11 protein-coding genes are annotated in these 13,119 nt (G+C 71.5%); 7 read left to right on the top strand and 4 right to left on the bottom strand.

From position 1 onward, the window contains the following. Window positions 1-26: 26 nt before the first annotated feature. A complete protein-coding gene (locus HHX35_RS39850) occupies window positions 27-1,460 on the bottom strand; it encodes a DHA2 family efflux MFS transporter permease subunit (protein ID WP_220506430.1) in 1,434 nt (477 codons plus the stop codon). Between the two features lie 79 nt (window positions 1,461-1,539). On the opposite strand from HHX35_RS39850, the gene HHX35_RS39845 reads away from it, so the two are divergent. Together HHX35_RS39845 and HHX35_RS39840 are read left to right on the top strand one after the other, a co-directional pair. Further along, entirely contained in the window at window positions 1,540-2,109 is a 570-nt protein-coding gene (locus HHX35_RS39845) for a TetR/AcrR family transcriptional regulator (protein ID WP_182903776.1), read from the top strand. 87 nt (window positions 2,110-2,196) lie between these two features. Further along, window positions 2,197-2,625 (top strand): glutaredoxin domain-containing protein, encoded by a 429-nt coding sequence (locus tag HHX35_RS39840; RefSeq protein WP_182903775.1) that lies wholly within the window; start codon window positions 2,197-2,199, stop codon window positions 2,623-2,625. Between the two features lie 6 nt (window positions 2,626-2,631). On the opposite strand, the gene HHX35_RS39835 is transcribed toward HHX35_RS39840, so the two are convergent. Then, a complete protein-coding gene (locus HHX35_RS39835; protein ID WP_182903774.1) occupies window positions 2,632-5,679 on the bottom strand; it encodes a BTAD domain-containing putative transcriptional regulator in 3,048 nt (1,015 codons plus the stop codon). 97 nt (window positions 5,680-5,776) lie between these two features. On the opposite strand from HHX35_RS39835, the gene HHX35_RS39830 reads away from it, so the two are divergent. Continuing rightward, the gene (locus HHX35_RS39830) at window positions 5,777-6,730 is read left to right on the top strand and encodes a tyrosine-type recombinase/integrase (RefSeq protein ID WP_182903773.1); all 954 of its coding nucleotides are present in this window, start codon (window positions 5,777-5,779) and stop codon (window positions 6,728-6,730) included. 27 nt (window positions 6,731-6,757) lie between these two features. On the opposite strand, the gene HHX35_RS39825 is transcribed toward HHX35_RS39830, so the two are convergent. After that, the gene (locus HHX35_RS39825) at window positions 6,758-7,783 is read right to left on the bottom strand and encodes a LacI family DNA-binding transcriptional regulator (RefSeq protein WP_220506429.1); all 1,026 of its coding nucleotides are present in this window, start codon (window positions 7,781-7,783) and stop codon (window positions 6,758-6,760) included. A gap of 242 nt (window positions 7,784-8,025) precedes the next feature. On the opposite strand from HHX35_RS39825, the gene HHX35_RS39820 reads away from it, so the two are divergent. The 4 genes from HHX35_RS39820 to HHX35_RS39805 all read left to right on the top strand — a co-directional run bounded on the left by HHX35_RS39820 (window position 8,026) and on the right by HHX35_RS39805 (window position 12,621). Next, the gene (locus HHX35_RS39820) at window positions 8,026-9,294 is read left to right on the top strand and encodes an ABC transporter substrate-binding protein (protein ID WP_310739630.1); all 1,269 of its coding nucleotides are present in this window, start codon (window positions 8,026-8,028) and stop codon (window positions 9,292-9,294) included. 69 nt (window positions 9,295-9,363) lie between these two features. Beyond that, entirely contained in the window at window positions 9,364-10,290 is a 927-nt protein-coding gene (locus HHX35_RS39815) for a carbohydrate ABC transporter permease (protein WP_182903771.1), read from the top strand. Between the two features lies 1 nt (window position 10,291). After that, window positions 10,292-11,182, top strand: a complete 891-nt coding sequence (locus HHX35_RS39810; protein ID WP_182903770.1) for a carbohydrate ABC transporter permease — start codon at window positions 10,292-10,294, stop codon at window positions 11,180-11,182. After that, complete coding sequence (locus tag HHX35_RS39805) at window positions 11,179-12,621, top strand: GH1 family beta-glucosidase (protein WP_182903769.1); 1,443 nt, start codon at window positions 11,179-11,181, stop codon at window positions 12,619-12,621. Before HHX35_RS39810 ends, HHX35_RS39805 begins: the two co-directional genes overlap by 4 nt. Here HHX35_RS39805 and HHX35_RS39800 read toward each other — a convergent pair. Further along, a complete protein-coding gene (locus tag HHX35_RS39800) occupies window positions 12,584-12,757 on the bottom strand; it encodes a hypothetical protein (protein WP_182903768.1) in 174 nt (57 codons plus the stop codon). The genes HHX35_RS39805 and HHX35_RS39800 overlap by 38 nt on opposite strands. Window positions 12,758-13,119 lie beyond the last annotated feature (362 nt).

Raw genomic sequence — 13,119 nt, 5'->3', positions numbered from 1 at the left:
TGTGCAGGGTCTTGGCGATGAGCGGCTCAAGACGGGGGCCGACGGGGAGGGGCTGTCAGCAGCGGCTCACCGACTGCTTGGCCTCCTGACTGTTCGACCTGGAAGGCCCTCGGCGTCCGGGCCGCGGTCAGCCGCAGGCCGGTGAATACGGCGCAGGCCAGCGTTACAGCACCCGCCGTGAGGAAGGCGCTGTTGAGGCCGGATTCGAAGGAGGCGCCGCCGGACTCCCGCGCGTGGACGATCACCCCGAGCACCGCCACTCCGAGCACCGCGCCGATCTGCCGGGTGGTGCTGCTGACGCCCGAGGCGAGGCCGCCCTCCTGCGGGCTGACCGCCTGGATGGCGGCCCCGGTCAGCGGCGACATGGTGAGAGCGAACCCGATGCCGACGACCGCCAGCCGCCACCACACGTTCCCGTAGCCGGTATCGGCGTGGACGGAGTCCAGCGCCAGCAGCCCCAGCCCGGCCAGGGCCAGGCCGATGCTGACGACGACGCGGAAGCCGTACCTGGCCGCGAACCGGCCCGCGTACGGGCTGACGATCACCATGGCCAGCGAGGTGGGCAGGGTCCGCAGCCCGGCGACCAGGATCGAAGTGCCCTGGACATAGACGAAGAACTGGGAGAAGAAGAACGACGACCCCATCAGCGCGAACCCGACCACGACCATCGCCGTGTTGGACACCGTGAACAGCCGCTGACGAAACAGCCGCAGCGGCAGCATCGGCGTCGACACACGACCTTCGACCACGACGAACGCGGCCAGGAGCACCAGCCCGGCGGCGAAGCTGCCCAGGATCACCGGCGAGGTCCAGCCTCGGGAACCGCCCTCGATCAGGCCGTAGGTCACAGCGCCCACGCCCGCGACGGACAGGACCGTGCCGGGGACGTCGATCGGCGGCGCGCCCGGGTTGCGGGACTCCCCCAGCACGCGCAGCCCGGCCAGCAGCAGGACCGCCCCGATGGGCACATTGACCAGGAAGATGGCGGGCCAGCCGAAGGCCTCCACCAGGATCCCGCCCGCCAGCGGTCCGGCGGCCAGGCCGATGCCGCTGAACCCGGCCCACAACCCGATCGCTCTGACGCGCTCCCCCGGGGCGGGATACGCGGCGGCGAGCAGCGCCAGCGAGGCGGGGCTCAGCGCCGCGGCCCCCACACCCTGCAACACCCGCCCGACGATCAGCCAGCCGATCGAAGGCGCGAGCGAACACACCACCGACGCGGCCGTGAACACCACCACCCCGGCCAGGAACACCCGCCTGCGGCCGAACCGGTCGGCGAAGACGCCGCCCGACAGCAGCAGCATGGCCACCAGCAGCACGTAGGCGTCGACGATCCACTGCAGGCCGGTCAGCCCGGTGTGGAGCCGCTGCTGCATGTCGGGCAGGGCGGCGCCGACGATCGTGTTGTCGAGCAGCACCATGAACTGACCTGCGCAGGTCAGAGTGAGCAACGCTTTCACACACATCCCTCCTAAAAGCAGTCACCGACTGCGTTAACAGAGACTCTAACGCAAGTCTCGACTGCGTTAAGGTGGAGGTATGGACGAGCAGGGGCGGGCCAGGCGGCCCGGCGGGCGCAGCGCCCGGGTCCGCGCAGCGGTGCACCAGGCCGTTACCGACCTGGTCAGCGAGCGCGGCTACGGAAACTTCACCATCGGCGAAATCGCGGCCCGCGCGGGCGTGGCCGACACCAGCCTCTACCGCCGGTGGGGCAACCTCCAAGCCCTGCTCAGCGATGTGCTGCTGACCCGGCTCAACGCGCAGGCGCCGATGCCTGACACCGGCAGCCTGGCCGGCGACCTGCGCACCTACGCCGCCATCGTGGCCCGCGAGGTCACCGGACCCGACGGCCTGGCGGTGGTGCGGCTGACCATCGCGCTGTCAGGCGAGGGTCAGCAGGGCCTTCAGGCGCGCGACGAGCTCCTGGCCGACCGCACCAGACAGTTGCAGGCCATGCTCGACCGCGCCCGCGACCGCGGCGAGGACCCGCCCGACGCACTGGAGGTGCTGGACCATCTCCTGGCGCCGATCTACATGCGCGTCCTGTTCGACGCGGGCCCGCTCACCCCCGAATACCTCGACGGGCTGGTCGACCGGTTGCTCGCCTGATCCAGTCCGGCGCGGACGCGTGACTGCTCTACGCGGTCGCCCACCTCCACCGCCGGCACCACGGACCGGTGCGCTAGCGTGATCGCCATGCTGCGCCGATGGATGCTGCCGATCCTCTTCGTGGCCGTCGGGCTCGCCGCGGCGGCGCGGCAGGTCACCAAGGGGCTCCCCGGCGCCGCCGTCACGCTGCTCCTGATCTTCCTGCTGGCCGCAGCCCTGCTGTCCCCACTCGTCTTCCCGAGGTCCGTCAGCGCGGCGGAGGCGCAGCGCCGCAGCGAGACCGACGGCCGCCCGATCGTCTACTGGCGCCCCGGCTGCCGCTACTGCCTGCGGTTGCGCACGCGGCTCGGCCGCCACGCCTACCGGATGCACTGGGTCGACATCTGGCGCGACCCGGACGGCGCCGCGGCGGTCCGGGCCGCCACCGGCGGCGACGAGACGGTGCCGACCGTGGTGGTTGCGGGCGAGCCGCACGTCAACCCCGACCCTCGATGGGTGCGCGCGCAACTGCCCTGACGAACCTCAGCCGCTGCTCCGGACACGCGACGTAAGTTCCAATCCCCGCAGCGACCGCGCCGCACCCGCGAGCAGCGCGGCACGCGACAGGTCTCCGCCCCCGGCGCACCACTCCGCGACCGCCTCCAGCACCATCGCCCGCACCGTCTCGTCACCCGCGCGCCCCGACGACTCCAGCGCCGAACGCAACGACCGCCACGCCGCCTCGCGGTCACCACGCCCCGCCCGCACCCGCGCCAGCTCGACATGGACCGTGGCCAGGAACTGCGCGGGCACGCCCGCCTGCCCGCCGACCAGCTCCAGCGCCTCCACCAGCAGGCCCTCCGCCTCGCCGAGCGCCCCCCGCCGCCGCGCCAACTCCCCGGCGGCCTGCCGCACCCGCGCCGCCGCCACCCGATCCCCCGTACGGCCGGCCACCTCGCCGGCCCGCGCCAGCTCCCGCTCCGCCCCCGCCAGGTCACCCGTACGGGCGCGCAACTGGGCCAGCCGCACCCGCAGCATCAACGGGACGGGAACCGCGTCCACCCCGCCGATCAACCCCGCCAGCTCCGCCGCCTCCTCCAGCAGCGTCAGCGCCTCCGCCGCGTCGTCCCGGTTCTCCGCCGCCAGCGACAACCAGTACAGCGTCAGCGACAGCCCCCACCGCTCCCCGAGCGCGCGGTAGCCCGTCAGCGCCTCCCGCAACCACGCCTCGGCCGCCCCCGCCCCCGCCCTGCCGTACTCGAACTCCCCGATCCCACCCATCAGCAGCGCCGTCGCCCGCGCCCACGGGTCCTCGTGATCGCCGAACGCCCGCATCGCCGCAAGCGCCCTGCGCCAGTGCTCCACGCCCCCGCCCGAAGGCCTGACCCCCACGATCCAGGCCCACAACGCCACGGGATGGCCCGACTCCTCGACCACACGCAGCGCCTCCGGCGACGCGTACGGCCCCTCGGACGCCAGCAGCGCGCACAACGTGTGCGACAGCTCCAGCCCGGGCGGCGCGGCATCACCCAGCACCGCCCGGATCGCCCGCGCCCACCCGGCCGCCTCGTCGCCCCGTCCCCGCACCGTCCACGCCCACAACCTGGCCGTGAACAGCCGCAGCGCCCGCCATTCCTGCCCGGTCCGCACGGCGTGGCCCAGCGCCGCGTCGAGGTTTCCCCGCTCGGCGTCCAGCATCGCCAGCAGGCGAAGCTGATCGGCCGTACGCAACCCGGGCTCGGACTCCTCCGCCGTCTCGAGGAAGAAGCCCAGATGCCGGTCCCGCACGGCCCGCGCCTCGCCCGCCTCCTCCAGCCGCTCGGCCGCGTACGCCCGGACGGTCTCCAGCAGCCGGTAACGCACCCGCGCGGCCCGGTCGGCAGGCCCGTCCGGCTCGGCCACCACGACCAGCGACTTGTCCGCCAGACAGGCCACCGTCTCCAGGTCGGCCCCGCACACCCGCAGCGCCGCCTCCGCCGTCGCCCCGCCCGTGAACACCGACAACCGGCGCAACGCCACGCGCTCCCCCGGCGACAGCAGACCCCAGCTCCAGTCGATAACCGCCCGCAGCGTCCGGTGCCGCGGCCCCGCCGTACGGCCGCCGCGCAGCGTCAGCCGTTCCCCCACCGCCTCGGCGAGCTGCCGCACCGTGAACGACCGCAGCCGGGCCGCCGCCAGCTCGATCGCGAGCGGCAGGCCGTCCAGCTCCCGGCACACCGCGACCACGTCGGCCACCACGGAGTCGTCCACGGCGAACCCCGGACGCGCCGCCGACGCCCGCTCCGCGAACAACGCCACCGCCGGGAACTCCAGCGCCCGCGCCGCGTCCACCCCGTCGCCGGGCAGCGCCAGCGGCCGCACCGGATGGAGATGCTCGCCGGGGACGTCCAGCGGCTCCCGGCTGGTCGCCAGGATCCGCAGCCCCGGCACCCCCGCCAGCAACCGCTCCGCCACCGCCGCCGCGCCGTCCACCACGTGCTCGCAGTTGTCCAGCACGAGCACGAGCTCCCGGCCTGCCAGCGCCTCCGCCAGCGCGTCGAGCGGCGAGGCGGCCGGCCGCGTGGTGACGTCCCCGTCCGGCTCGGGCGTGGCCGGGGGTATGGTCGCCCGCACGGCGGCGGCCACGTCCGCCGGATCACCGGCAGAGGCCAGCTCGACCAGCCACACGCCCGATGCGGCGGTGAGCCCGCCCGCGACCTCCACCGCCAGCCTGGTCTTGCCCGCGCCGCCCGGTCCGGTGAGCGTGACCAGCCGTGCGGCCGACAGCAGGCTCCGCACCCGTCCCACGTCCTCTCGCCGCCCGACCAGCCTCGTCACCGGCGCCGGCACGTTCCCCCGTACGGCCCGCTGCGGTGAGGCCGGCGCCGCGGGCGGGTCGCGCAGCGCCTCAAGGTGTGCCGCGCGCAGTTCCGGTCCGGGATCGACGCCCAGCTCGTCCGCCAGCCGCCGCCTGACGCGTTCGAACGTGTCCAGCGCGTCCCCGCGTCGCCCCGCCGCGCGCAGCGCTCGCATCAGCAGGGCGTGGAACGGCTCTCGCAGTGGGTGCGCGGCGACGAGCTCCTCCAGCTCCGCCACCAGCGCTCCGGCCGCCCCCGCGTCCGCCACGGCGAGATCGGCCGTCACCCGGGCCTCCAGTGCGGAAAGGCGCAACTCCTCCAGGCGCGCCGCCGCCGCCCGCGCGAACGGCAGGTCCGCCGCGTCGGCGAGCGCCGCACCGCGCCAGAGCGACAGGGCGGACCGCAGGAAGTCGGCGGCATGCCGGGGATCGCGCTCGGCCCGGCCCGCGCGCACCAGGTGTTCGAACTCCGCCGCGTCCACCTCCTGTGGCGGGACGTCGAGCAGGTAACCGGCCGGATGCGACACCACGGCACCCGACAGTCCCTCCCGCAGCTCACGACGGAGCCGCGACACCAGGGAGTGCAGGGCCGCCGCCGGGTTCGCCGGCGGCTCCTCCCAGAGGTCGTCGGCGAGTCTCTCGGTGGTGACCACCCTGCCGGGCTCCAGAGCGAGCCGAATCAGCAGCACGCGCAGGCGCGCGCCCCTGATCTGGGTGCCGGTCACCCGCAACGGCCCGAGAATCCCGATTCGCATGGTTCCCTCATTGTCGTCGAGGGTTTGATCGGTAGCGTAAATGATCTTGGATCGACCGCCCGCCTTTACAATGTAGATTCATAGTAGGATCGAGGCGATGAACACCCCCGCCGTCCCCGAGCGGAACACCCCCGCACGGCCAGAGCGCGATCCTTACCAGGTGTATCTCGACGCGCTGCAGAGCCCCGAGTCCAAGCGCACGATGAAGGGCTGTCTCGACCGCGTCGCCCGCCTCATCACCGGCGACCCGGAGGCGACCGGCGCCGGCCAGCCCTGGGAACTGCTCCGCTACGAGCACACCATCCGGCTGCGGACGCTGATGCGGGAGCAGGGCTGGTCGCCCTCCCACGTCAACAAGCACCTGGTCGCCCTGCGCCGCGTGCTGAAGGAGGCGTGGCGGCTCGGCCTGATGAGCGGCGAGGACTACCAGCGGGCCGCCGACCTGCCCGCCTACAAGCACACCCGCGTCCCGGCGGGACGGCACGTCGAGGCCGAGGCGCTGGCGGCCACGCTCGAGGTGTGCGACGGCGACCACTCCCCCGCCGGCCGCCGCGACGGCGCGATGCTGGCGGCGCTCTACTCCACCGGCTGCCGCCGCGCCGAGATCGCCGGGCTCACCCTGGCCGACTTCGATCCCCACGCGCGCTCCCTGCGGGTGCGCGGCAAGGGCGACAAGGAACGGCTGGTCTACCTGACCGCGGAAGCCGTCGAACGCCTCGACCTCTGGCTCGCCGTACGCGGCCGGGCGACGGGCCCCCTGTTCTGCCCCATCAACAAGGGCGGGCGGCTGCGGCTGGCCCACATGACCGGCCAGGCCATCGCCGACATCGTCTCCCGGCGTCTGGCCGCCGCCGGGGCGTCCCCCCGTACGCCGCACGACTTCCGGCGCACGTTCATCGGCGAACTGCTCGACGCCGGGGTCGACCTCGCCACCACCCAGGCCCTGGTGGGCCACGCCTCCCCCGCCACCACCGCGCGCTACGACCGGCGGCCCGAGCGGCGCCGCCGCGAGGCCGTCGACCGGCTTCGCGTCCCCGGCGCCGCCCGCTGACCCGATGTGGCGGCACTCGCCCGTGTCTCACAGCGGGGGCGTGCTGGAGCCGCGCACGACGAGTGTCGTCGGCAGGATCCGGGGCGGCGGGGCGTCCGCATCGTTGATCATCGAGACCACCGCCTCCGCGGCGGCGGTGCCGAACCCGGCCTTGTCCTGCGCGACGGTCGTCAGGCCCGGCGGCACGAGCGCGGCCACCTCGATGTCGTCGAACCCGACAAGAGCGATGTCCTCGGGCACCTTCAGACCGGCCTCGCCGATCGCGCGCAGCGCGCCGACGGCCATCTCGTCGCCCGCGACGAACACGGCGTCGGGCCGGTTGTCGGCCTGCAGCAGGCGGCGCATCGCGGCGTGGCCGCCCGACAGGTAGAAGTCGCCCTCGACCACGAACTCGGGCCGGCGGGGCAGCCCCAGCCGGGACATCTCGTCCTGGTAGCCCCGCAGGCGCTCGGCGCCCGGTCGGGTGTGCGCGGGGCCGGTGATCGTGGCGATGGCCCGGCGCCCCTGCTCGTGCAGGTGCCGTACGGCCAGGCGGGCGCCGCCCGCGTTGTCCGAGGTCACGTACGTGGCGCGGGAACCCTCGACGGGACGGTCGAGGCTGACGCACGGGACGCCCGATTCGGACAGCCGCCGCAGTGAGGGATCCCAGATGCCGCTGTCGATCATCACCACGCCGTCGAGGTTGTGCCTGCGCACGGCGCGCACGAAGGCGTCGTCGGTCCGCTCTCCGTTCATGTCCCCGCTGGTGGCGAGCATGAGGAGGTGATAGCCGCGCCCGCTGAGCGCCGTCTTCAGGCCGATGAGGATTTCCTGGAAGAACGGGTGCCGCCAGCCGGGGCGGCGGTGGTCGGTGTCCCATACCAGGCCGACCATGAAGGACTTCTTGGTGGCCAGCGTGCGGGCCGACTCGTTGGGCAGGTAACCGATCTGACGCGCCGCCCGCAGAACCTGTGTCCTGGTCTTCGCGTTCACTACCTCCGGATTGTTGAAAACGCGGGAGACGGTTGCCGGGGACACGCCGCACAGGCGTGCCAGCTCTCTGATCGTTGCCACGGATCGAACGCTATCGCATCTCGCTGCAACCGGTTTCATGTAACCGGTTTCGAGGAAATTACGCAATCTCGGGGAAGTCTGTCAAGGTGGCCGGAGATTTCATCGGCGTTACGTTTTCGTGATTTGACATCGCGTGCTGCTGTTATGTCTTATGGCGGGCGTATCGGTCGATTCTTCTCGTTGCCACGGCTCGACCGTCGCATCTCGCAGCCACCCCCCTTCTCCCTGCCAAGGAGTTCACGGTGTCTGCTGCGAAACTTCGTCTGCTCGTGGGTGTGCTCGCCGTCGGCGTGCTCACCGCCGGCTGCGGCGGCTCGTCCGGCTCGTCCGGCGACGGCCACATCACCCTCACCCTGAACCTGTTCGGAAACATGGGGTTCAAGGAGTTGTACGCCAAGTACGAGGCCGCCCATCCGAACATCAAGATCGTCGAGCGTACTTCGGCGTACAACGACCACCACCGCAACCTGGCCGCGCATCTGGCGACGGGCAGCGGCGCGGCGGACGTGGAGGGCATCGACACCGGCTTCATCGCCCAGTTCAGGGCGCAGCCGGAGCGCTTCGTCGACCTGCGCAAGCATGGCGCCGACGGGCTGAAGGACCGGTGGTTGCCGTGGAAGTGGCAGGCGTCGGTGGCCAAGAACGGGGCCCAGATCGGATACGGGACGGACGTCGGCGGTCTGGCCATGTGCTACCGGCGGGACCTGTTCGAGAAGGCCGGCCTGCCCACCGAGCGCGACGAGGTGAGCAAGCTCTGGCCGGACTGGGCGTCGTACTTCGAGGCCGGCAAGAAGTACACCGCGAACAAGCCGGCGGGCGCCGGCTTCTTCGACGGCGCCGCGCAGATCTTCAACGCCATGATCGGACAGGCCGAAACCGGCTACTACGACACCTCCGACCAGGTGATCGTCGCCTCCAACCCGGCGGTCCGCTCGGCGTACGACGAGGTGCTCAAGGCCGTGGCCGACGGCGAGTCGGCCAAGCTGGTGGGCAGCTCCCCGGCGTGGAACACCGGTTTCGCTAAGAGCCAGTTCGCCACCGTCGCCTGTCCCGCCTGGATGCTCGCGAAGATCCAGGACCAGGCCAAGGCATTCGCCGGCAAGTGGGACATCGCGGCCATCCCCGGCGGCGGCGGCAATTGGGGCGGCTCCTACCTGACGGTTCCGGCGCAGAGCAAGCACGTGAAGGAGGCGGTGGACCTGATCACCTGGCTGACGGCTCCCGAGCAGCAGATCGAGGTGTTCAAGGCGCACGGCATCCTGCCCTCGACCGTGGCGACGTACGAGAAGCCCGAGGTCAAGAACCTGAAGAACGCCTTCTTCAACGACGCCCCGGTCGGGCAGGTCTTCACCACCGCCGCGCTGAACCTGAAGCCGCAGTACCAGGGGCCGCGGGCCGGCGACATCCAGACCGCCATCCGCGACGCGATCAACCGGGTGGAGGAGGGCAAGCAGGACGGTCCGCAGGCCTGGGAGCAGATGCTCAAGGACGTCGCGCGCATCGAGCAGTAGCCGCCCAGCCAAGCCGGGTGACGGCGGGAGGTCAGGGCCCGCCGTCACCCCTTCCCCCGGGATGGATCCATGACCCTCGCACGATCCGGGCCGCGGCGCCGCTGGGCCTACCAGCTCGACGTCAAGGGCTCGCCGTACTTCTACATCGCCCCGTTCTTCCTGCTGTTCGGTGCGGTGGGGATGTTCCCGCTGCTGTACACCGCGTACGTCTCGCTCACGAACTGGAACCTGCTGGAGCCCACCCGGCACTGGGTGGGGCTGGCGAACTACGCCGAACTGCTTACCGACGACTACTTCTGGAACGCGCTGTTCAACACCGTCAGCATCTGGCTGCTGTCCACCGTGCCGCAGCTGCTCGCGGCCCTGTTCATCGCGCACATGCTCAACCGCAGCCTGCGTGCCCGCACGTTCTTCCGGATGGGCGTGCTGCTGCCCAACGTGACGTCCATCGTCGCCGTCACGATCATCTTCGCCCAGCTCTTCGGCCGCGACTTCGGCATGGTCAACTGGGCGCTCGATCTGGTGGGGCTCGAACCGGTTGACTGGCAGGCGGGCACCCTGTCCTCGCACATCGCCATCTCGCTCATCGTCATCTGGCGGTGGACCGGCTACAACGCGCTGATCTACCTGGCCGCCATGCAGACGATCCCCGACCATCTGTACGAGGCCGCGACGCTGGACGGGGCCGGCCAGTTCACCCAGTTCCGGAAGATCACGATCCCGATGCTGCGACCGACGATCATCTTCACCGCCGTCGTGTCCACCATCGGCGGCTTCCAGATCATCGCCGAGCCGCTGCTGTTCCAAGCCGGCACGGGCAACCCGACGGGAGGCTCGGACCGACAGTTCCAGACCGTCGGCCTCTACCTCTACGAGCAGGGGTTCAGCCTGTACAAGTTCGGCTACGCCTCGGCCATCGCATGGACCCTGTGCCTGATCATCGTGGTCATGGCGCTGGTCAACTACTCGGTCACCCGCCGGATCAGGAGAAGCTGACGTGACGACGATCATCACCGAGGCGCCCCGGCAGGCGCGCGTGCCCCGCTCGCGGGCGGCCCGCTCCCACAGCGGGCGCCGCTCGGCCGGGTTCTGGACCTATGCGGCGCTGGTCGCCGTCCTGCTCGGCTCCCTGTTCCCCGTCTACTGGTCGCTCATCGTGGCGTCGCACGACAACGACGCCATCGCCCGCGTGCCTCCCGTCCTGACGCCCGGCGGGCACCTGTTCGAGAACATCGCGCGGGTCTTCGACACGACCGCGTTCGGTAAGGCGATGCTCAACTCCTTCATCGTCTCCGGCTCGGTCACCGTCTCGGTCGTGCTGTTCTCCACGCTGGCCGGGTTCGCCTTCGCCAAGCTCCGCTTCCGGGGCCGGACGTCGCTGCTGGTCATGGCCATCGCTACCACCACCGTGCCGCACCAGCTCGGGATCATCCCGCTCTACATCCTCATGGCGGAGCTCGGCTGGACCGGTCGACTGGAGGCGGTGATCGTGCCCGGCCTGGTCACGGCGTTCGGCGTCTTCTTCATGACGCAGTACCTGTCGAGCGCGGTGCCGGACGAACTCCTGGAGGCCGGACGGATCGACGGCTGCTCCACCTTGCGCCTGTTCTGGCACGTGGTGGTGCCCGCGGCGCGGCCGGCCGCGGCCGTGCTCGGGCTGTTCACGTTCATGCAGGCATGGAACGACTTCTTCTGGCCGTTGGTGGTCCTCACCCCGGAGAACCCGACCGTGCAGGTCGCGCTCTCCTCGCTGGCCAGCGGTTACACGACCGACTACGCGCTCGTGCTCACCGGCACGGTGCTTGCGACCGTGCCCGTCGTGGCCGTCTTCGCGGCCCTGGGCCGGCAGATCATTGGAGGAATCATGTCAGGGGCGATCAAGGGATGACGGCGATCGAGGAAAGCCTCACCCGGCCGCGGACCTTTCCCGCCGGCTTCGTGTGGGGCACGGCCACCGCGGCGTACCAGATCGAGGGGGCCGTCGACACCGACGGCCGGGGGCCTTCGATATGGGACACCTTCTGCCGGGTGCCCGGCGCGGTGGCACGGGGCGAGTCGGGCGAGTTCGCCTGCGACCACTATCACCGCTGGCAAGAGGATGTCGATCTCATGAAAGACCTGGGGGCGGGGGCCTACCGATTCTCTGTGGCCTGGCCGCGGGTGCTGCCCGACGGCCGTGGACCGGTGAACCGGCGCGGGCTCGACTTCTACCGGCGGCTCGTGGACGCCCTGCGCGAGGGCGGCATCGAGCCGTACGTGACCCTCTACCACTGGGACCTGCCGCAGGCGCTGGAGGACCGCGGGGGCTGGCGAGTCCGCGACACCGCCGAGCGCTTCGCCGACTACGCCGAGGTCATGTACGACGCCCTCGGCGAGTCGGTCTCGAACTGGATCACGCTCAACGAGCCGTACTGCTCGGCCATCGTCGGCTACGGCGAGGGCCGGCACGCCCCCGGGGCCAAGGAGGGGCACGGCGCGCTGGCCGCGGCCCACCACCTGCTGCTCGGCCACGGCCTGGCCGTCGCCCGCCTGCGGGAGCTGGCCAGACCCGATCAGCAGATCGGGGTGACGCTCAACATGTCGCCGACAGTGCCGGTGACCACCTCACCGCAGGACGTCCGGGCCGCGCGGCGGATGGACCTGCTGGTCAACCGGCAGTTCACCGAACCGCTCTTCGGCGGGGACTACGCCGCCGACATGGCCGAGACGTTCGGCCGGATCACCGACTTCTCCTTCCGGCAAGACGGTGATCTGGACATCATCGGCGCGCCGGTGGACTTCCTCGGGGTGAACTACTACTACCGCCTGCACGTGGAGGCCGCGCCGTACGAGGAGGCCGACCCCGCCCGGCGCTCGGCGTTCGACCTGGGCGTGCGCACCGTCACGCCGGAGGACGCGCGCACCAGCGGGCTGGGCTGGGTGGTGGAGCCCGAGGGGCTGTACGAGACCCTCGTCGGGCTGACCTCCCGCTATCCGGACCTGCCGCCCGTCTACATCACCGAGAACGGGTACGGCGACGACGGCGTGCTCGAAGACAGCGGGCGCGTCGACTACCTGCGCGACCACCTGGCCGCGACCCGCGACGCGATGGAGGCGGGCGCGGACGTGCGGGGTTACTTCTGCTGGTCGCTGATGGACAACTTCGAGTGGGCCCGCGGCTACTCCGCCAGGTTCGGCCTGGTGCACGTGGACTACGACACCCAGGTGCGCACGCCGAAGGCCAGCTTCCACTGGATGCGCGACTTCATCGCCGACCCGGTCGTCACCGCACCCGTCACCGCGGGCCCGGTCACCACGCCCCCGGGCGGCGGCCGAGAAGCTCATTGAGCTGGCCGCTTATCCCGATCGTGTCGCGCAGCAGCCCGCCGATCCGCTCGTCCGGGATCGCCAGGTCGGCGTGCACCGGCAAGATCACCTCCAGCGGCGATTGACGGGCCTCGCCGGCCTCGGCCCGTTCGATCAACGCCTCGTCGCCTGCGTCAGTGCAGGTCAGGCAGATCCGTTGGAAATCTCCCCACGACCACAGCGAGGCGTGACCGGCAAACCGCGAGCGGCGTCGGCCGCGACGAACTCCAGGAGATCGCCGACGCCGCTCTGCACAACTGGCCGCCCCTCTGAGAACGGCCCGCACCGGTAGAGCGGCCTCGCGTACGAGTGACCGCCCGTGGCCGGTCCGCCCTGTCTCAGACTTCGTCGATGGTCATCGCGCCCTCGTGGGGACGCCGGGACAGGTCGATGCCGAGCTCCTCCGCCGCGCGGAAGACGTCCTCGTCGGTGTCCCTCATCTCGATCGACATGCCGTCGCTGGAGAGAACCTCGACGTTC

It is taken from the genome of Microbispora sp. H10830 (assembly GCF_014161375.1).
GTDB classification, from domain to species: Bacteria; Actinomycetota; Actinomycetes; order Streptosporangiales; family Streptosporangiaceae; genus Microbispora; species Microbispora catharanthi.
This window is presented reverse-complemented; position numbering and strand designations above follow the sequence as displayed.